Raw genomic sequence first — 17,639 nt, forward strand, 5'->3', positions numbered from 1 at the left:
GTTCCTTCCCCGTTCGGCGGCTTGCGCCGTCACTCAGGACGGTGCGCTCCGAGGAGCGCGTTCAGTTCGCTGATCGCCTGGGCCGGGTCCGTGAAATGGACGGCGTGCCAGCCGGCCTGCCTCGCCCCCGCGCAGTTCTTCTCGATGTCGTCGATCAGCACGCATTCGTGCGGCAGGAAGCCGGTGCGTTCCTCGGCGACGCGGAAGATACCCGGTTCCGGTTTGCGGCTGCCGACCTCGAAGGACATGACCAGCTCCGCGAAGAGCCCTTCCGGGGCGACGACCCGGCGCCAGTGTTCGTCCCAGGCGGGCACCATGTTGGACATCAGTCCGACGAACACCCCGTCGGCGTTCAGCCGCCGCAGATGTGCTACCCACGGCTCGTTGGCCGTACGGCCCTCGAACCAGCGCGCCGGGAAGTCGGAGAGGTCCACGTCCACCCCCTCATCGGCGCGCAGGACGTGCTCGACCTGCGCCGACCACTCCTCCTGGGTGACGAGGGGGGTGTCGAGCGGAGCCAGCAGGTCCACCCCGTGCGAGGCGGCGACCTTCTCCATGGCCGTGAGCAGCTGCGGCGGGGAAATGCCGATCTTCCGGCAGAAGTTGGCCACCGTGACCTTGGTGGACGGAACCTCAAGAACGCCTCCGTAGTCCGTCCAGACGGCGCGGACCGGAGCGCCGGCGGACCCCTGCGTATTTTCCCCCTGTCGGCGGGGACGCGGTGCCACGCTCACTGCCCCATCGCCAGGCCGCCGCCGACCGGAACCGAGGCTCCGGTCACGTACGAGGCCGCGTCGCTCGCGAGGAACCGGACCACCTCGGCGACCTCCGTAGGCGTTCCGGTGCGCCGCAGCGCGGTCTGGGTCAGCAGGCTCTCGCGCCGCTTCTCCTTCACGCCCCTGATCATGTCGGTCTCGATCAGGCCGGGCGTCACCATGTTGACCGTGACGCTCCGGGAGCCGAGCTCCCAGGCGAGCGAGCGGGTGAGACCGAGCAATCCGGCCTTGGAGGAGGCGTAGTTGGCCTGGCCGGGGGAGCCGAGGAACCCCATCACCGACGACATGAAGACGATGCGCCCCCACCGGGCACGCACCATGTCGGGAGCGACGAGGCGGGCGAAGCGGAACGCCGCGACCAGGTTGGTCTCCACGACGTCCCGGAAGGCGTCCTCGGACATCAGCGGAGCCAGCGCGTCCTTGGTGATGCCGGCATTGGCGACCAGCACCTGGACCGGGCCGAACTGCTGGGCGACCTCGGCGACGGCGCGCTCGGCGTCGTCGCGGTCGGTGACGTCGCAGCGTACGCCGAAGAACTCGGCGGGAGGCTCACCGGTGCGGTAGGTGACGGCCACCTTGTCGCCGGAATTCGCCATGACCCGCGCGATCTCCAGTCCGATGCCGCGGTTTCCGCCGGTCACCAGGACGGTCCTGCTCATTTCAGCTCCTCGCTGTGGGAAGGATACGGCTGCGCCAGAGGAGAGCGGTCAGCCGGTGGTAGCCGACGGGCGGATCCCGGTGCTGATGGCGGCCACGGTCGTGTCCGACTGCTCGAAGGCCACCGCGACCCGGTTCGGCGAGCCGTTCCGGGAATCCGGGGCGGCGGTGATCCGTACCGGGGAATCCAGTTCGGCGAAACGGGAGAAGGAAGCTTCGAGCACGGAGACGGAAGCGGTCCGCCGCATTCCGCCGGGAGCCGTGCGGGCCGACGCCAGCAGCAGCGCCGACTGGCGTGCGGCCTCCATGAGGACCATGGCCGGAATGTGGTCGTAGTCGTGGTCGAAAAGTCCGCTGTTGCCGAAGTCGGGTGCCAGTACGGCGGAGAGGGAACCCCGCTCGATGTCGAACTCGGCCTCGGTGAGCACGACGTTCGCCGGGTGGACGCGCCCCACCCGGGCCGGCGGTTCGGTGATGCGGACGGCGCCGCCGGGCGAGCGGAACGCCGAGGTCATGGGCGGCGTGCTGCCGCGCTGCATGAAGCGGAGCGCCGCGTACTGTGAGGTGGGCGCGGAACTGACCCGGATGTACGCGGACCCCACCGTTTCCCCGGCCGCCTCCATCCCGATGTCGAAACGCAGAGCCGTGATGCGGTTCCTGCGGTCGTACGTCGGCGTCATGGTCTCGCTCAGGAGCAGCTCGCCCGGCTTGCCGCCGATGACCAGGGCCGCGCTGTCCCGCAGGTCGATGGCCCAGTCGTTGACCATGAAGGTGGTCTCGAGCGGGACGCCCAGCTGGGCGTGGGCGCCGTAGATGGACGCCTGGCGGCAGATCTCCAGCAGGAGCAGCGGGTCGTGTGTCGCGGGAATCCCCGTATGGTCGTTGAAGTAGCCGTGGGATAGAGGGAGTTGTGCCGCCGACCGGAAGGTGAGTTCGCCGGTCTGTTCCATTCCGGTGACGAAGACCTCGGCGACGGAAGCCCGGTGGACCATGCGCCGGTCCACGGTCCGGTGGAATCCGAGCGTTTCCCGTTCTTCTGGCTTCCGCAGTTCCGGCGTGATTTCCGAGAGCGTCACGACCGAGGCCCTCCCTCTGCTGTGTGAATTCCGCGCCCGTCGGCCTTGATTCACGAACGTAGGGTTCGCCGCCGACCCGCTCAAGGGAGCTACCACTTAGAAAGAGGCGCGCATACCTCCTAGGAGGTATGCGCGCGGGTATGAAAAAGGCCGCGGCGTTCGGGCCGCGGCCGACGGGCGAACCGCTAGGCGGAGCAGGTGAGGGCGTCGGGAATCATGGCGAAGGTCTCCTCGACCAGCTTCATCAGGGTGTCGCGGCCCCCTTGGAGGCCCTGGGCCGTCCACTGCAGGGACGCCGTGTGCCAGGCGGCCACGAAGATCTCCACGGTCAGTCGCAGGCGCATCCGGTCCACGTCGGCGCGGGCACGTTCGGTCACCGTCTCCACGATGGCGCGCGTGGTCTCCTGGCAGTACCCCAGGCTGTGCGCCATGAGCGCGGGGACGCCGTCCGACAGCTCACGGGTGGCCAGGAAGCGGCGGTCCCAGTCCGGGTCCATGGCGCCCAGCGTGGTGTCGAGGGCCACGCGCAGCGTCTCCAGGAGCGGGCCGTCCAGCCGCAGGGTGGCCACGTGGTCCAGGTACGCCGACCACAGGTCGCTGTCGGCCGCGAGCGCGACGTCCTCCTTGGACTTGTAGTTCCGGAAGAAGGTGCGCTTGGACACCTCCACCGCGTCGCAGAGATCGTCGAGCGTGGTGGCGTCGTAGCCGCGTTCGGTGAAGAGGTGAAGCGCGGTCTCGGCCAGGGCTCGGCGCGTGCGCAGCTTCTTCCGTTCCCGCAGTGGCAGGTCACGCAGATCATCACTCACACCCTGAGGTTACCACTCAGACGCTCTTGCGCTTTGACAGCTAACGCCACTTAGTGGCACTGTCGCCTTGGTGGCCGACTGTGGCTGTTCGCACGTCCCCTGAAGGAGCCTGAACTCGTGACTACCGTTCCTACGAGCCGCTCACGTCCAGCGATCACGCTGGCGGTGGTGTTGCTGGCCTTCGTCACCGTCCCGATGTCGATTTCCGGAGCGGCCGTCGCCCTGCCGGACATCGGTGACGACCTGCACACCGCAGGTGCACCCTTGCAATGGGTCATGAACGCCTACAACCTGACGTTCGCCTCGTTCATGCTGGTCACCGGGTCCGCAGCCGACCTGTTCGGGCGCCGCCGGGCGTTCGCCGTCGGCGCGTCGGTGTTCGCGGTCGGCTCGGTCGCCGCGGCGGCCGCCCCCGGCATCGTCCTGCTGGACATCGCCCGTGCCCTGTCCGGCATCGGCGCGGCGGGCGTGTTCGCCAGCGGTGGCGCGATCCTGGCCACGACCTTCGACGGTGCCGCGCGCACCCGCGCCTTCGCCGCCCTCGGCAGCGCCGCCGGTCTCGGCCTGGCGGCCGGTCCCACCCTGTCCGGCTGGCTGGTCGGCGCCCTCGGCTGGCGCGCCACCTTCGGGCTGCACGCGGCGCTGGTCGCCGTCGCGCTGGCCGGCATCGGCTTCGTCGCCGAATCCCGTGCCCCGCAGCGCCCCCGGCTCGACATCACCGGCGCCGTGGTGTTCGTCGCCGGCCTCGGCCTGCTCGTCCTCGGCGCGGTCCAGGGGCCCGAGTGGGGCTGGGCGAGCCCCGGTGTGCTGGCTCTCCTCGTGGTCGGTGTGGGTCTGCTGGTGTTCTTCGTCGTGCTCCAGTCGCGTTCCGCGGCCCCGGTGCTCGACCTGACGCTGGTGAAGAACCGCCGGTTCTTCGCACTCTGCATGGTCCCGGTGGTGTCGACCTTCGGTTTCGTGACGCTGCTGACGTACCTGCCCACCTACCTCGTGGGTGCGAGCGGCTTCTCCGCCGAACGCGCCGGCACCGTGCTGCTCCTGATGACGGCGCCGGTGCTCCTCGCCCCGCCGCTGTCCGGGGCCCTCGTCAACCGGGGCGTGTCGCCCCGTGTGCTGATCACGGTCTCGCTGGTGCTGTTCGCCGGCGGCAACGCCTGGCTGACGGTGATCGAGTCCGACAGCTCCGTCGCCGCGATCGCCGGGCCGCTGCTGATGACCGGCCTGGGCGCCGGCATCTCGTTCGGCGTGGGCGACGGTACGGCGATGAGCCTGGTCGAGCCCGAGCAGGCCGGTATGGCCACCGGTTTCCTGAACACCATGCGCATCGGCAGCGAGGCCATCGTCATCGCCGTGTACGGCGCGGTCCTGGTCAGCCTCATCAGCACCCGCGTCGGATCGCAGGAACTGGCCGCGAAGGTCGCGGCCGGCGACGAGTCCGTCAGCGGCTCCGGGGCGCTGGCCGACGGGTTCACCCACGCCCTGCACATCGCGCTGTACGGCACGGCCGCCGTGTGCGCGGTCGGCGCGGTGGTCATCGCTGCCGCACTGGCCCCGCCGCGCCGGGACCCCGCCGCGGCGGCCCCCGCGCGCGAGGACGCCCCGCTGCCCACCGAGGTCGCCTGACCGGCCCCCACGACCCCGCGCAGTGCGGTCGACCGCGACGACGCCCTGCCACCCCCGACCGCGGCGGGTGGCAGGGCGTCGTCCGGCCGCCCCGAACCCCCCATGGACGTGCCGTGGCACGTCCCCGGTGAGTGAGGAACCCCCTTGACGGAACTGCACGACGCCCCGTGCCCGGTACCGGACGACGTGGAACGGATCTACGACCACTCCGCAGCCCTCCTGACCGAGGCGACGGGAGGCGGCCGCCTCCCAGGGGCCTGGCGCGGTCACGCCCCGGACGCCACGGCCGCCGACGCCCTCCACGCCACCGACGCCCTCACCGGCATGGTCGCCGACCGTCTCGCCCTCTCACCCGGCATGTGTGTCCTCGACATCGGCCGCGGCAACGGGCGGCCCGCCGCGTACGTGGCGCAGACGCACGACGTGCGGGTCACCGGCGTCACCATCGGCTCCCGGCAGGCCGGTCCGCGCCGGGAGTGCCCCGGGGCCGGGCAGGCCCGGGAGCGGGTGACGTTCATGCACGCGGAGGGCATGACCCTGCCGTTCCCGGACGGCGGTTTCGACGCCGTGTACGCCATCGACTCCCTCCTGTACATGGACGACCGGGCCCAGGCGATCGCCGAGGCTGCCCGGGTGCTGCGGCCCGGAGGCAGGCTCGTGCTGGCCAACCCCTATGTGGTGGGCGCGCTCACCGCGGAGGAGGCCGCGATCGTGGCCGCCGGCCGCGAGCTGTTCCGGATGCCGCCGCTCGGCGACGCCGGCGACTACCTCCGGCACCTGGGGGCGGCGGGACTCGGCATCGTGGAGATCCTGGACATCGGCAAGAACGTGCGCCAGGGCCACGGCCTCGCCGCGGCCGCGATCCGCTGCGTCGGCGAGGGCCAGGAGGGCGTGCCCCGGCAACGGCTCCTCGAGGCCGCGGACATCATCGAGCGCTTCGGTGCGCTGCCGCAGGTCAGTTACGGCCTGATCGTCGCGCGCGCCCGCTGAGCCGCGTCCGGGCGGTCCGTGGTGTTCGTGCGGCGGCCGGGGCCACGGGACGGAGGCGCTCACTTCCGTACCCGTAGGCCGCGGCCGCCGGCCTCAGTCGCGCTGCTGAACCGTCACGGTGCTGGAGAAGACCGGCAGTTCGTCCTGACGGCCGTGGACCGTGACGGTCATGCGGCCGTCGCCGTCCTGGACGAAGGGCTCGGCGGTGATCAGGCAGTGCCGGTCGAATTCGACGTACCGGTGGAACGTCGTGTCGAAGGCGACGGGCACCACCGCCAGCGGTGCCGCCATGGCCTGCGCGGTCTGCGCCGCGGCCTCCAGCAGCACCATGCCGGGGATGTGGTCGTGCGGGTGGTCGAAGAGCACGTGGTGCGAGGTGTCGACACGCAGCAGCCAGGTCCGGTCGCCCGGGGCGGGGGACAGGACCACATTGCCGGCGTCGTCGCGGCCGACGTGCGCGGCCGGTACCGGGGGAGTGAGGGGAAGAGCCCGGGCGAAGGCGTTCTTCGCATCGGCGTGGTCGCCGCGCAGACGGTCGTAGATGGCCGGGGGATGGGTGCTGTACTGCAGGGCGGCGGTTCCTATGCGCCTGCCCGCGAGCGAGGCCTCCACGTGGGAGGTCAGGTGCACCGAGCCCAGCCGGCGCCGCTTGACCTGGGCATGGGTGATGAGCAGTTCGACCTCTGCGGGGGCCGTCCCCGTCGACAGGGCCCCGGGGTCGACGGTGGACCGTATCTGTTCCCAGCCCAGGCGATGGGTCAGGGGTATGTCGTGGACGGTGTGCGTCAGCAGTGCCAGCGCCTGGCGCAGGCTCTCCGTCAGCAGCAGAGAGCTGTAGCGGCCGCCCTCGGCGTAGAAGCCGTGGTGCCGCGGCCAGCGGGCGGTGACTAACTGGGAGGTCTCGGAGACCGGGCGCCAGTCCGTTACCAGGGCTTCCTCCTGGACGGACTTGCGTACCAGACTTCCGGTGGCGGTCGGTCCGGCCGCCTCTCCTACAGTGATCTTGGTGAGCGTCATGACGCTTCGTCTCCCCCTGAGTTCGGGCGATGCACCGAGCCGCACGGGCGTAGGTGCATCCCTCTGTCGCCACTAAGATAAAGAATAGTTTTTTTCTTGACCAGGTCGATTGGGTGGGGTCACATGGCGGTGCGAGAGGTGAAGCAGGAGAGAGCCGCGCGGACACGGGCGGCTCTGATACGCGCGGCCTCGCAGGTGTTCGCGGAGTCGGGCTTCGCGGGCGCCAGCGTCTCGAGGATCGCCGAGCGTGCGGGCCTGACCCTGGGAGCGGTGTACTTCCACTTCAAGTCCAAGGAGGAGCTGGCGCGTGAGATCGTCACGAGCCAGCCCGACCTCGTCGTGCCGCCGCATGACTCCCAGGGACTGCAGCACGCCATCGACGTCACCCTGACGTGGGCCTACCAGCTCCTCGACGACCCCGTCCTGCAGGCCGGCGCCCGCCTGGTGATGGACCAGGAGCACTTCGTCCCCAAGAGCGAGAACTCCCACCAGCAGTGGATGTCCATCCTCCTGCGGGACTTCCGGGACGCGCAGCTCCGGCGGGAGCTGAGGCTCGGGGTGGACGTGGAGGCGTACGCCCGACTGGTCGTCAGCGCCTGTACCGGCGCGCAGATGCAGGCGCAGCTGGAGACCTCCCGCATCGACCTGCCGAACCGCGTCGAGGAGGTCTGGCGATGTCTGCTCCCCGCGATCGCCGCGCCCAGCGCGGCCAAGAAGATGCAGTTCGGTAGGGAACGAGGAGTGGCGGAATGAAGCCGTGGGGGGACACGGGCCCGAGGATCGTGGTGACCGGCGCGACCGGGGCGGTGGGCCGGCACCTCGCCCGTCACCTGGGTGCCGGCGACCAGGCTCGGCTGCTGGTCCGGGATGCCGAGAAGGCGGCACGGCTGGGGCTGCCGGACGACGCTGTCGTCACCGGCGACTACCGGGACCGCGACCGCCTTGAAGAGGTGCTGTCCGGGGCGGACGCCGTCTTCGTGGTGACAGCCGATCCGCTGCGTCCCGCGGACGACGCGCAGATTCTGGCCGCAGCCCGGGCCCGCGGCGTGCGACGCGCGGTGAAACTGTCCTGGACCGCCGTCGCCGACCCGGACGCCACGGACCTGATCGCGCGCTGGAACCGCGACAGCGAGGCCCTGCTGCACGACTCGGGCCTCGACTGGACGGTGCTGCGGATGCGTTCGCCCATGAGCAACACGCTGGCCTGGGCCTGCACCATCCGCGCGGAGTCCGTCGTCCGGAGCTTCGCCGGAGACGCGCCCACGGCGTGCGTCGACCCGCGCGATGTGGCCGAGGCGGCCGCGCGGGTGCTCACCGAGCCTGGCCACGGGGCCCGGACGTATGCGCTGACCGGTCCGGAGGAACTGACCCCGCGGGAACAGACCCGGCAGCTGGCCGACGTGCTGCGACGCCCCCTGCGTTTCGAGGAGCTGACGGCCGAACAGGCCCTGGCCCGCTGGGGCGAACGCCTGCCGGAGCCGCTCGCGCAGGCGCTCCTGGAGGTCGCCGAACGGCGCGGAGGCCCCGGTACCGAGCCCGGCCACGACGGGCAGGACGACCTGCAGGCGCTCCTGGGGCACGCGGCCACCCCCTACCGGCAGTGGGCCGCGGACCACGCCGCGCACTTCGCCTGAGCGCCGGTGCGGTGTGCGCCCGAGCGGCGGGCGGTTCGCCGGACGTCGCGCGGTTGGCCCGACGCCGAACGGTCCGCGCGGGATCACGGGCCGGCCCCCCACGGGCCGTTCACCTTCCTGGCGAACGGCCCCGCACATGACCACGAGAGGACTACGGGGACACACCATGGCAACATCCCATGGACTGCTGCGGGACAAGACCGTGATGATCACGGGCGCCTCCAGCGGCATCGGCGCGGCGGCGGCGCGCCTCTTCGCCGAACAGGGAGCGGCGGTGGCGCTCATGGCGCGCCGGGAGGAGAAGTTGCGCGCGCTCGCCCGCGACATCGAGGCCGCGGGCGGCCGCGCGCTGGTGACCGTCGGCGACGTGACCGAGCCGGACGACGTCGAACGGGCGGTCGAGGACACCGTGGCCGGGTTCGGCCGCCTGGACGCGGCCTTCAACAACGCCGGCTGGGGCTCGATCGGCACCGCGCTCCACGAGACGGACGACGCCGTCTTCCGGGAGATCATGGAGGTGAACGTGCAGGGCGTCTGGAACTGCCTCAAACACCAGATCCCCGTGATGCTGGAGCAGGGCCACGGCGCGGTCGTCAACACGTGCAGCACGGCGGGCGCTTTCGCCACCGGCGCCGTCGCACCCTACGTGGCTGCCAAGCACGCGGTGCTCGGGCTGACCAAGGCCGCCGCAGCTGAGTACGGAGAACGGGGGATACGGGTCAACGCCCTGATGGTCGGCAGCACACGCACCGAGCTGATGGAAACGGCCATGGAGCAGGTTCCGCAGCTGGAGGAGGTTGCCGTCACCCGGGCCATCCAGCGCCGCCTCGCCGACCCGGTGGAAGTGGCGCAGGCGGCGGCATGGCTCTGCAGCGATCAGGCCTCCTTCGTCACCGGGGCCGGTGTCCCGGTGGACGGTGGATGCAGCGCCGTGTGAGGTGACCGGCGGTCGTGCCCGGCGAGGGGACACCCACCGCTGCCGACAACGCCGTCCGGGAGTCCGTCGCGGGCGTCCACGGGCAGCGTGATGCCGGGCACGGCCTGCCGCCAGATGCGCGCGAGGCGCCGGACACTGTCGCGCCGCCCCTCGGGGCACGCGGGGTGCCGCAGGGTCGCCTCGATCCCGGAGACCAGGTGGACCGCCATGTCGGCGATGGCCCGCACGTCGATGCCCGGCGGGATCGGACCTGGCGGTGTCTGCTGCAGCCGTTCGCAGACGGCCGGCGCCCACAGGGCATGCCACTGGTGATGGGTGCAGGAGTCCTCCCGGGCCAGCCGCGCGGCCGCCCGCACCGCCGGGTCCCTCTCCAGCAGATCGACCAGGGCGAGGGTCAGGGACGCGACGTACTGCACCGGTGGCCCGTGATGCCGGGCCAGCCGCTCCACCAGGGCCCGGGTCGCCGCGTTACCCTCCTCCACGACGGAGTCCGCCAAATCTTGTTTCGAGGCGAAGTGGAAGGTCAGCGCCCCCATCGAGATGTCCGCGGCGCGGGCTATCTGCGCGAGTGACGAGCCGGTGTACCCGTGGCGGTCGAACTCCCTGGCGGCCGCGCCGAGCAAGGTACGACGTGTCCATATGGCTCTCTCCTGCTTCGCCATGTCCCTTCCTGAACGGCTTCTCCGGGTGTCCCCGCGCTCGTGAGGTTAACTCCCGGTACGCCCCGACGGGCCAGCAAAAAAACAAAAAAACTACTTTAATGTTTTTCCACCCCGTGGATCTGCCCGACCCGTGGGCCCGCACGGGGCTCCACGGGTCGGCCGGCTGTGCACACGCGCCGGCGCGGTGACAGGACTGCCTACGGGCGGACCACCACGGCGCAGCCCACGCTGCCGTCGGGACCGACCGACGTGATCACGGCGGTCCGCTCCCGCCCGGTGTCCTGCCGCCCGTCCTGCCAGCGGGCGAGTACGGCGGCCAGCTGGAGCGCGCCGTTCGCGCCGTCCGTCTCTCCCAGGACCTGCTGGACCGCCAACCGGTGCGGCTGCCCCGAGACCCGCGCGGGCGGGAAGACCTCGCGCAGGGCGGCCTCCTCCACCCTCGCCCAGCCACGCCGACCGGACGCTCCGGGTGCCGCCACCGCCACGTCCTCCGGGGCGATCTCGCTGCGGACCAGCGCGGTCCGTATGCAGTCCGCCAGCCGCCGGGAGACGCCGTGCAGACCGGCGGCCGGATCGGCGAAGCCCGTCTCACAGGCGAGCAGGCGGGCCAGCGGACGACGCCCCTCCGCGCGCTCGCCCGGGGCCTCCAGAACGAAGACCGCCCCGCCCTCACCGAGCGGGACGCCCGCGGCCGTGCCCCCGGAGCGGTGCCAGGCCCAGGCGCGCTGCGCCGACAGTTCCTCGAAGGCGCCGGTGAGCAGCCGGCGGGCGTGTCCGGCCAGCAGCGTGGTGCGCGCGAAGCGCAGGGCGTGCAGGGCCGCCAGCGGACCGCCCGAGACGGTCGAGTTCAGGCCGGTGAGACCGAGCCGGATCGCCGCCCTGCCCGCCGCCGAGTTCATCAGGATGCCCGGGAAGTGGGAGGGGTTGACGAAGTAGGGACGCTCCTCGACGAAGGTGTCCCGGATGAACTCGCCGACCCGGCCGGTGCTGCCCACCGAGGTCCCGAGCACGATGCCGGTGTCGGCCGGTTCGGTCCCCGGGACCTGCTCCGGCAGCTCCCGCAGGACGAGGGAGCAGGCCACGGAGACCAGCTGGTCCGTCCTCGTCAGCCGGCCGAGCCCTTTGCGGCCCAGGGTGTCCGCCGGGCTGAAGCCGGGCACGGACCGCGCGTCCAGCCCCGGTGGGTAGTCGCCCGCCACCGCTTCCCCGGCCGGACCGCCCTGCGCGGCCGTTCCCCGCAGCAGTACCTCCGCGATCGGGTCCAGACCCTGTCCCGCCGTGCTGAACACCGTGCAACCGGCCACGTCGACGGGCGCCACGGGCGGGGGAGTCGGGCCCGCCGCCGTCCGCGACGGAACGGGCCTGCTCGTCGTTGACACTGCACTCATGCGGCTATATCTCCGAAGATCGTGACGGCGTTGTTCCCCCCGAAGGCGAACCCGTGGTTCTCCACCACGCGCGGCCGCTCCGTGCGAGACGTCCTCGGCACGCAGTCGACATCCGGGCCGAACGCGGGGTCCACGGTCCGGACGGTGGTGCTGGCCGGCAGGAACCCCTCGTGGAGGGCGGCGCAGGACACGAGCGCGCCGAACGCGGCCGCCGCGCCCATGGTGTGCCCGAGCACCGACTTGATCGAGCTGATCGGCGGGACCCGTCCGTCGAAGGCATGCCGTACGGCCGCGATCTCGGTGGAGTCGTTCGCCTCGGTGCCGGTGCCGTGGGCGCAGATGTAGTCCACGTCCTCCGGCTTGATCCCGGCGTTGCGGTGGGCCCGCCTGATGCACTCCGCGATGGAGGGCGCGTGCGGGTTCGTCATGTGGTGGGCATCGCACGACATGCCGTACCCAAGCACCTCAGCGTAGATGCGCGCGTCTCGCCGGAGAGCCGATTCGAGCGGCTCCAGCAGCAGGGCGGCACCGCCCTCCGCGGTGACGATCCCGTCGCGGTGCTCGTCGAAGGGCCGGGGTACGTCGGTCGCGAGGGCGCCGAGCCGGTGGAAGCCGGCGTGCGTGTGCCGGTTGGACGCGTCGGCCCCGCCGCACAGCGCCAGATCGACCTCGCCGGAGCGGATCAGGTCGTAGGCGTACCCCACGGAGTAGTTGCCGGCCGCGCAGGCGGTGCCCAGGGTGAGGGCCTCCCCGGCCAGGCCCAACTCGACGTTGACGGCCGCCGAGATGCGTCCCGCGTCCACCTGGCCGATCAGGCTGGGGTCAAGCCGGTCGGGCCCCTGTGAGACCCACTGCTCGCCGAGGTCCTCAAGGACCTGGGACTCGCCGTTCGTGGTGCCGAAGCAGCTCGCCGTACGGAGCGAGGACAGCGCCCGGTCCCCGACACCCGCGTCCTCGACCGCCATCCGGGCCGCGGCGGCGGCGAACTGGCTGCTGCGCCCCCACTCCTCAGGGGTGACCCGGTGCAGGTGTGCGGAGGGGGTGAAGTCGCGGACCTCGCCGGCAAGCACGTGCTCGAACCCGGTGGCATCGAACTGTCCGATCGGACCGATTCCACTACGGCCGGCCCGGAGCGCGGCGACGAACTGTCGAGCACCGATGCCCAGACTGCTCACCGCCCCCAGGCCGGTGACGACCACACGCCGCCCGTCACGATCAAGCACTGACGGCCCCCGCACCGCTGTGCCGGCCGATGACCTCGAACACCGTCGTCAAGTCGTCGAGCTCCACGATGTCCTCCTGCGGCACCTTGATGCGCAAATCGCGCTCGAACCGCGAGTACATCTCGATCACGAGGAGCGAGTCGGCGTCGAAGTCGTCGGCGAAGCTGCTGGTGTCCGTCAGCTCGTCCAGGTCCACTTCCAGGACGTCGGCTACGATCTGCCGGACCTTCTCACGCAGATCGTCCTGAAGAACGTTCTCGCTCATCCTCATCCTCCGGTCGAAATCGGTCTCACACGAGCTGTTTCACCGACCACCAAACCGGGTTCTGCGTTCCCGGGCAAGCGTCACCAAAGTGACACGGCATGTATCGCACAGGGTACGGAGGTGTCACCAATTACCCGGGTGCGCGCGGCCTTCCCCGTTTTTTATGTAGCTTCTATCCAGCTTTTATCGACGGAGTGCAGACTGGCATGAAGTTGATTTCTATCAGCTGGGGAGACTGGTGCCGGAATGAAACCCGCCGGGTCAATTGGAATAACATCCGCCTCGATGTGGCTGCCCGAGGACCGTTCGCGTGCGGCCGACGTGGTCGAAAGCCGCGGACTACGCGCTCGGGACGCCCGGGGTCTTGCGCATGAATCGCTCCCCGTGGCCCGGGACATCGCGGCACCCGAAATGGCGGTGCTGGCGGCTCGTGACGCCCTGCGGGCCGCGGACGTCACCGCCGACCGCCTGGACGCGCTCTGCCATGCCTGGATGTACTACCAGGGGCATGACCTGTGGTCGCCCCCGCACTACATCGCCCATGAGATCGGTGCGCTGCGGGCGGTGCCCTTCGGGATTCAACAGGTGTGCAACGGCGGCGCCGCGGCGGTCGAACTGATGGCGGCCTACCTCTCCACATCGCAGGTCTCCGGCTCCGGCCGGCCGACGTGGGGGATGGTCAGCACCGCCGACCGATTCGTGGAGCCCGGTTTCGACCGCTGGTCGAGCGACTACGGGGTGGCGTACGGGGACGGTTCGACCGCGGTGGTGCTGCGCAGCCCGGCCGGTCCCGACGATCCGCTGCGCCTGCTCGCGGCGGCCACCGTGGCGGCTCCCGAGCTGGAGAGCATGCACCGGGGCGCCGACCCCTTCGCGTCGGCCCCGCACTCGTTCCGTGCGACGGTGGACATGCGCGCTACCAAGCGCGCCTATTTGCACCGCCACGGCGACCTGGACTTCTCCCAGGTCAACGAACGCGCGGTCCATGCCGTGGTCGACACCGTGCTGCGGGACGCCGGAGTGACCTCGGACGACCCCCGGCTGCAGTACGCCGTGCTGCCCCGGTTCGGCATGAAGCTGCTGACCGAGAACTGGATTCCGGTGCTGTCCGCGCGCCTGGGGTCCAAGGTCGAGAATTTCGGCCAGGACACCGGGCACCTCGGCGCGGGTGACGCCATCGCGAATATCGCCGACTTGCTGAAGGGGCGGTTCCTCGCCCCTGGGGAAATGGCTCTCGTCTTCAGCGCGGGCGCGGGATTCACCTGGTCCTGCCTGCTGGTCGAAGCGGTGGGCGGGCTGAGCGGAAATGATTGAGGAGCTGCTCGACCGGCCCGCCGTCGGGTCCGACGGATTCCACGCCCCGGACGACCCGGCGCTCCTTCCCGAGGAGGAGATCGCGGCCTCCTCCATGTCCCGGGAGCGGCGGCTGAAGTTCGCCGCCGTGCGGACGTGCGCGCGTGAGGGCCTGCGCCGGCTGGGTGTCGGCACGGCCCCGATCCTGCGGGGGCCCTTCGGGGAACCCGTGTGGCCCTCCGGAATCGTCGGCAGCATGACCCATTGCGCCGGCTACCACGCCGCCGCGGTCGCGCCCTCGGACGAGGTCGCCGCGATCGGGATCGACGCGGAGGCGAACCGCCCGCTGCGCTACCGCGAGATGCTCGGCCTCATCACGACCGCCGAAGAGCGCGTCTGGATAGCGGAGATGGAGTCCGCGTACCCGGACGTGAGCTGGGCACGGCTGGTCTTCACAGCCAAGGAGAGTGTGTTCAAGGCATGGTTCTCCCTCACCCGGCACCGGCTCGGGCTCGGTGAGATCGTCGTCCGGGTGAATCCCCTGAGCGGGGAGTTCCATGCGCGGACGTCGACGTCGCACGGCAGTGGCGGTGACGCGTTCCCGAACCGACTGACCGGGCGCTGGACGGCGCGCGACGGCCTGCTGGTCGCGGCGCTGTCGGTACGCCGTTCCACCCGGGCACAAGAACGGGTCTCGGGCGCCGCGATCCGCGGGATCAAGGACTGACGGCACGCCGCACGGTGACCCGGTGGACCGACCTCGGTCGGCCTGCCAGGCGTTCCGCCTCCCACGCGCCGCGATCCAGCGGCCGGCCCGAGGTCACGCGCTCTTCATCGTGCCCCCGTCGATGACGTAGTCGGCGCCGGTGATGTTGCCGGCAGCGGTGTCGGAGAGGAGGAAGGTGACCAGGGTGGCGACCTCCTCGGCTTCCAGGAGGCGGCCCGTGGTGATGTCGAGGTCCTTCGGCATCTGCCGGAGGTACTCGCCGAGTTCTGTGCCGGCTTCGGCGGCCACTCTGCCGCCGAAGCCCTCCGGGGACTCCCACACGGAGGTGCGGGCGACGCCGGGGGACACGGTGTTGACGCGCACGCCCTGCGGGCCGAACTCCTCGGCCAGGGCCTTGCCCAGGGCGGTGAGCGCGGCTTTGGCGGCGCTGTAGGCCACGGGACTGGCGGCGGGCAGCCGGGACGCGATGGATCCGATGTTGACGATCGCGCCGCGGTTCTCGATCAGGCTGGGCAGTGCGGCCCGGGTGGCGCGGACCGCACTGAGCAGGTTGATGTCGAGGGCGCGTTGCCACTCGGTGTCGTCCGTGTCGAGGAAACCGGCCGGGCGCAGGGCGTCCCCGGCTCCGACGTTGTTCACCAGCAGGTCGATACCGCCCAGCTCCGCCAGGGCGCGGTCGACAAGCGTGGTGACGCCCTCGGCAGTGCTGAGGTCGGCGGAGACGGTGACGGCCCCGGTCTCCGCGAATTCCGACGTGATCGTGCGGGCGGCGCCCACGACCCGGACGCCCTCGCCGACGAGCATCCGGACGGTCGCCAACCCGATGCCCCGGCTGGCCCCGGTGACGACGGCCCTCTTGGAGGCGAGGTCGAGCTGCATCTTGCTCCGTTCTCGATGCCGGTGCCGTGCTCTTCAGCCAAGGCAGCGGTACAGGTAGGCGGCGGAGGCCAGCGTCATGTGATGGTGCCAGCCGGGGTAGGAGCGGCCTTCGAAGTCCAGCAGCCCCAGGTCGTTCTGCAGGCGCTGCACGGTCCGGGCGGTCAGCTCCGAGCGGAGCGCGAGCGCGTGGACGGCCTGGGGTGCCGCCTCGCGCAGGGAGGTCACCCAGAACCGCGACGGCTGCCGCCGGGCGGCGGGTATCTCCGTCACCAGCCGCAGCGTCCGCCGGGCCGCCGGCGAGGCGGCCCGCGGGCAGTGGAAACGCACGGTCGCCGAGCCCAGGCGGACACCCTCGCCGCGCAGGGACGGCGCTGTGTGGTCGTGGCCCTCCAGCAAGCCGGCCGCGGTGGTCGTCCGCATCGTCGCCGGGTCGGACGCGTCCCTCCCCGGTACGACCGCGGTGAACGGCTGGTGCGCCGGCACCTCGATCACGAAATCCCGTTCACTCGCCTGGAGTTGAGCGGCCAGGCGGGTGGGGTCGCGACCGTGGTCGAGGCTGTGGACGAGCGGTGCGGCGACGGCCACCCGGTCCGCTGCGGACCGGGCGAGCATGTCCAGGGTGAGCGCCCATGCGGGACGCGGGGTCACGTCGTGCGGGATCCTGGCGCGCCGGCGCCGCTCCGGATCATCGCACCAGATGTCGTTGAGCACGAGCTGCCAGTGCACCGGGACGCTTCTCAGACCGTCCGTGAGGAAGAGACCTATTCCCACCTGGCAGTTGATGTGCCGGCCGATCTCGGGCACCAGTCGCTGGTGCAGGCCCACGGACTGGGTGCCGCCCCTGCGTAGCAGCACCGCTCCCGTCGTCCAGACGGCGTTCGGCATGACGTCGGCGGCGATGCGGGAGAGCTCCCTGCGGGGACCCTCCCAGTCCCAGGGGCTCGAGCTGATGAACTGCTGCAAGGACTGGGAGGCGGCGGAGGGCAGGCCCAAGACCCGGGCCATGCGGCGTCCCGACTTGCGTCCCGGTGTGGCCAGTAGGCCGCGCAGGTAGACGGCGGCCCACCGGCGCTGGTCGCTGCGGGGGAGTTGACCGAAGACCCGCTCGCCGTAGGCGGGGAGGTCGGGATGGCCCGAACGCCCCGGTCGGGGCGGGGCGGCGAGGACGGCGGCGGCTTGTGTGCTCATGGCTGACCCCCTCGGAACCTGTACCAGTCGGCCGACGGCGCTGGCGGCTGCCAATAAACATAGCAATATTTTTTCTTTTGCGGTTGCGAGTGAGGCCGAGGTCACTCCGCCGCTGGTCCGGCCATGGTTCCGCCTGGTGGAGGGGCTCGGTGTCGGGTGCGCAAGGTCGGTACCGCAGCGGCGAGTTGACCAAATGCCAGCGAACACTTGCCCCATACATCTTCGCGCGGCAAGCATACGCAGCGACTGGGAGGAACGTCTGTTCTAAGGCGGCGAGGGGGAAAGCGGACCTCAGCGTTCACGTGGGGGCCGTCTCAAGGATCGTCGGCCGGGCCTCGGTCCCGCGAGGGCGCCGGCGAGGCCGACGGCCTTGTGCCCCGGGTACCGCCGCGCCGCGCCGGCGAGCTGAGCGCAGGCCGGCCTGTACACCATCGCAACCACGACGCACGCGCGTGACGGGAGCGGTTCCGCGTGCCCCGGCACCGGTCACCCCTCATC

At 71.2% G+C, this 17,639-nt stretch carries 18 protein-coding genes; 7 read left to right on the forward strand and 11 right to left on the reverse strand.

Annotated elements, in window-relative coordinates; all coding sequences use genetic code 11:
• Positions 1–29: 29 nt before the first annotated feature.
• From ACZ7N4_RS30245 to ACZ7N4_RS30260, 4 genes are all read right to left on the reverse strand, one after another.
• Complete coding sequence (locus tag ACZ7N4_RS30245; RefSeq protein ID WP_471364259.1) at positions 30–728, reverse strand: HAD-IA family hydrolase; 699 nt, start codon at positions 726–728, stop codon at positions 30–32.
• 2 nt (positions 729–730) lie between these two features.
• Positions 731–1,435, reverse strand: coding sequence for a 3-oxoacyl-ACP reductase FabG (fabG, locus tag ACZ7N4_RS30250; protein WP_471364262.1), 705 nt, complete (start codon positions 1,433–1,435; stop codon positions 731–733).
• A 48-nt stretch (positions 1,436–1,483) separates the two neighbouring features.
• Positions 1,484–2,509, reverse strand: a complete 1,026-nt coding sequence (locus tag ACZ7N4_RS30255) for a ScbA/BarX family gamma-butyrolactone biosynthesis protein (protein ID WP_471364265.1) — start codon at positions 2,507–2,509, stop codon at positions 1,484–1,486.
• A gap of 185 nt (positions 2,510–2,694) precedes the next feature.
• Entirely contained in the window at positions 2,695–3,315 is a 621-nt protein-coding gene (locus ACZ7N4_RS30260) for a TetR/AcrR family transcriptional regulator (RefSeq protein WP_471364268.1), read from the reverse strand.
• A 117-nt stretch (positions 3,316–3,432) separates the two neighbouring features.
• Between ACZ7N4_RS30260 and ACZ7N4_RS30265 the strand changes: the two genes are divergently transcribed.
• Both ACZ7N4_RS30265 and ACZ7N4_RS30270 read left to right on the forward strand, forming a co-directional pair.
• On the forward strand, positions 3,433–4,938 hold the full coding sequence (locus tag ACZ7N4_RS30265; protein ID WP_471364271.1) for an MFS transporter: 1,506 nt from the start codon (positions 3,433–3,435) through the stop codon (positions 4,936–4,938).
• Between the two features lie 144 nt (positions 4,939–5,082).
• Positions 5,083–5,928, forward strand: a complete 846-nt coding sequence (locus ACZ7N4_RS30270) for a class I SAM-dependent methyltransferase (RefSeq protein WP_471364274.1) — start codon at positions 5,083–5,085, stop codon at positions 5,926–5,928.
• A 93-nt stretch (positions 5,929–6,021) separates the two neighbouring features.
• Here the strand turns inward: ACZ7N4_RS30270 and ACZ7N4_RS30275 are convergent, their stop codons facing one another.
• Positions 6,022–6,945: a ScbA/BarX family gamma-butyrolactone biosynthesis protein gene (locus ACZ7N4_RS30275; RefSeq protein WP_471364277.1), complete on the reverse strand. Its 924-nt coding sequence runs from the start codon at positions 6,943–6,945 to the stop codon at positions 6,022–6,024.
• Between the two features lie 123 nt (positions 6,946–7,068).
• Between ACZ7N4_RS30275 and ACZ7N4_RS30280 the strand changes: the two genes are divergently transcribed.
• From ACZ7N4_RS30280 to ACZ7N4_RS30290, 3 genes are all read left to right on the forward strand, one after another.
• Positions 7,069–7,698 (forward strand): ScbR family autoregulator-binding transcription factor, encoded by a 630-nt coding sequence (locus tag ACZ7N4_RS30280; RefSeq protein WP_471364280.1) that lies wholly within the window; start codon positions 7,069–7,071, stop codon positions 7,696–7,698.
• On the forward strand, positions 7,695–8,579 hold the full coding sequence (locus tag ACZ7N4_RS30285) for an NAD(P)H-binding protein (protein ID WP_471364283.1): 885 nt from the start codon (positions 7,695–7,697) through the stop codon (positions 8,577–8,579). Before ACZ7N4_RS30280 ends, ACZ7N4_RS30285 begins: the two co-directional genes overlap by 4 nt.
• A gap of 205 nt (positions 8,580–8,784) precedes the next feature.
• On the forward strand, positions 8,785–9,516 hold the full coding sequence (locus tag ACZ7N4_RS30290) for an SDR family NAD(P)-dependent oxidoreductase (RefSeq protein ID WP_471364514.1): 732 nt from the start codon (positions 8,785–8,787) through the stop codon (positions 9,514–9,516).
• On the opposite strand, the gene ACZ7N4_RS30295 is transcribed toward ACZ7N4_RS30290, so the two are convergent.
• The 4 genes from ACZ7N4_RS30295 to ACZ7N4_RS30310 form a co-directional block, all read right to left on the reverse strand.
• Positions 9,456–10,178, reverse strand: a complete 723-nt coding sequence (locus tag ACZ7N4_RS30295) for a TetR family transcriptional regulator (RefSeq protein WP_471364286.1) — start codon at positions 10,176–10,178, stop codon at positions 9,456–9,458. The two genes, ACZ7N4_RS30290 and ACZ7N4_RS30295, sit on opposite strands and share 61 nt — an antisense overlap.
• Positions 10,179–10,375: 197 nt before the next feature.
• Complete coding sequence (locus tag ACZ7N4_RS30300; protein ID WP_471364290.1) at positions 10,376–11,497, reverse strand: beta-ketoacyl synthase N-terminal-like domain-containing protein; 1,122 nt, start codon at positions 11,495–11,497, stop codon at positions 10,376–10,378.
• Positions 11,498–11,562: 65 nt separating this feature from the next.
• On the reverse strand, positions 11,563–12,789 hold the full coding sequence (locus ACZ7N4_RS30305) for a beta-ketoacyl-[acyl-carrier-protein] synthase family protein (RefSeq protein WP_471364292.1): 1,227 nt from the start codon (positions 12,787–12,789) through the stop codon (positions 11,563–11,565).
• Positions 12,782–13,054 (reverse strand): acyl carrier protein, encoded by a 273-nt coding sequence (locus tag ACZ7N4_RS30310; protein ID WP_471364296.1) that lies wholly within the window; start codon positions 13,052–13,054, stop codon positions 12,782–12,784. The genes ACZ7N4_RS30305 and ACZ7N4_RS30310 overlap by 8 nt, the downstream gene beginning before the upstream one ends.
• 384 nt (positions 13,055–13,438) lie before the next feature.
• On the opposite strand from ACZ7N4_RS30310, the gene ACZ7N4_RS30315 reads away from it, so the two are divergent.
• Both ACZ7N4_RS30315 and ACZ7N4_RS30320 read left to right on the forward strand, forming a co-directional pair.
• A complete protein-coding gene (locus tag ACZ7N4_RS30315; protein ID WP_471364300.1) occupies positions 13,439–14,368 on the forward strand; it encodes a 3-oxoacyl-[acyl-carrier-protein] synthase III C-terminal domain-containing protein in 930 nt (309 codons plus the stop codon).
• Positions 14,361–15,074, forward strand: a complete 714-nt coding sequence (locus ACZ7N4_RS30320; protein ID WP_471364304.1) for a 4'-phosphopantetheinyl transferase family protein — start codon at positions 14,361–14,363, stop codon at positions 15,072–15,074. The genes ACZ7N4_RS30315 and ACZ7N4_RS30320 overlap by 8 nt, the downstream gene beginning before the upstream one ends.
• A gap of 93 nt (positions 15,075–15,167) precedes the next feature.
• Here the strand turns inward: ACZ7N4_RS30320 and ACZ7N4_RS30325 are convergent, their stop codons facing one another.
• Both ACZ7N4_RS30325 and ACZ7N4_RS30330 read right to left on the reverse strand, forming a co-directional pair.
• Positions 15,168–15,953, reverse strand: a complete 786-nt coding sequence (locus ACZ7N4_RS30325) for an oxidoreductase (RefSeq protein ID WP_471364307.1) — start codon at positions 15,951–15,953, stop codon at positions 15,168–15,170.
• Between the two features lie 33 nt (positions 15,954–15,986).
• Entirely contained in the window at positions 15,987–17,141 is a 1,155-nt protein-coding gene (locus ACZ7N4_RS30330) for an IS701 family transposase (RefSeq protein ID WP_471364310.1), read from the reverse strand.
• Between the last annotated feature and the right edge of the window lie 498 nt (positions 17,142–17,639).

It is taken from the genome of Streptomyces sp. NPDC107654 (assembly GCF_055639035.1).

What these genes read in the sequence shown, in the direction of transcription:
- fabG (WP_471364262.1), bottom strand. Translation starts at nt 1,435, where the DNA reads ATGAGCAGGACCGTCCTGGTGACCGGCGGAAACCGCGGCATCGGACTG.
- ACZ7N4_RS30275 (WP_471364277.1), bottom strand. Translation starts at nt 6,945, where the DNA reads ATGACGCTCACCAAGATCACTGTAGGAGAGGCGGCCGGACCGACCGCC.
- ACZ7N4_RS30280 (WP_471364280.1), top strand. Translation starts at nt 7,069, where the DNA reads ATGGCGGTGCGAGAGGTGAAGCAGGAGAGAGCCGCGCGGACACGGGCG.
- ACZ7N4_RS30285 (WP_471364283.1), top strand. Translation starts at nt 7,695, where the DNA reads ATGAAGCCGTGGGGGGACACGGGCCCGAGGATCGTGGTGACCGGCGCG.
- ACZ7N4_RS30290 (WP_471364514.1), top strand. Translation starts at nt 8,785, where the DNA reads ATGATCACGGGCGCCTCCAGCGGCATCGGCGCGGCGGCGGCGCGCCTC.
- ACZ7N4_RS30295 (WP_471364286.1), bottom strand. Translation starts at nt 10,178, where the DNA reads ATGGCGAAGCAGGAGAGAGCCATATGGACACGTCGTACCTTGCTCGGC.
- ACZ7N4_RS30310 (WP_471364296.1), bottom strand. Translation starts at nt 13,054, where the DNA reads ATGAGCGAGAACGTTCTTCAGGACGATCTGCGTGAGAAGGTCCGGCAG.
- ACZ7N4_RS30320 (WP_471364304.1), top strand. Translation starts at nt 14,361, where the DNA reads ATGATTGAGGAGCTGCTCGACCGGCCCGCCGTCGGGTCCGACGGATTC.
- ACZ7N4_RS30325 (WP_471364307.1), bottom strand. Translation starts at nt 15,953, where the DNA reads ATGCAGCTCGACCTCGCCTCCAAGAGGGCCGTCGTCACCGGGGCCAGC.
- ACZ7N4_RS30330 (WP_471364310.1), bottom strand. Translation starts at nt 17,141, where the DNA reads ATGAGCACACAAGCCGCCGCCGTCCTCGCCGCCCCGCCCCGACCGGGG.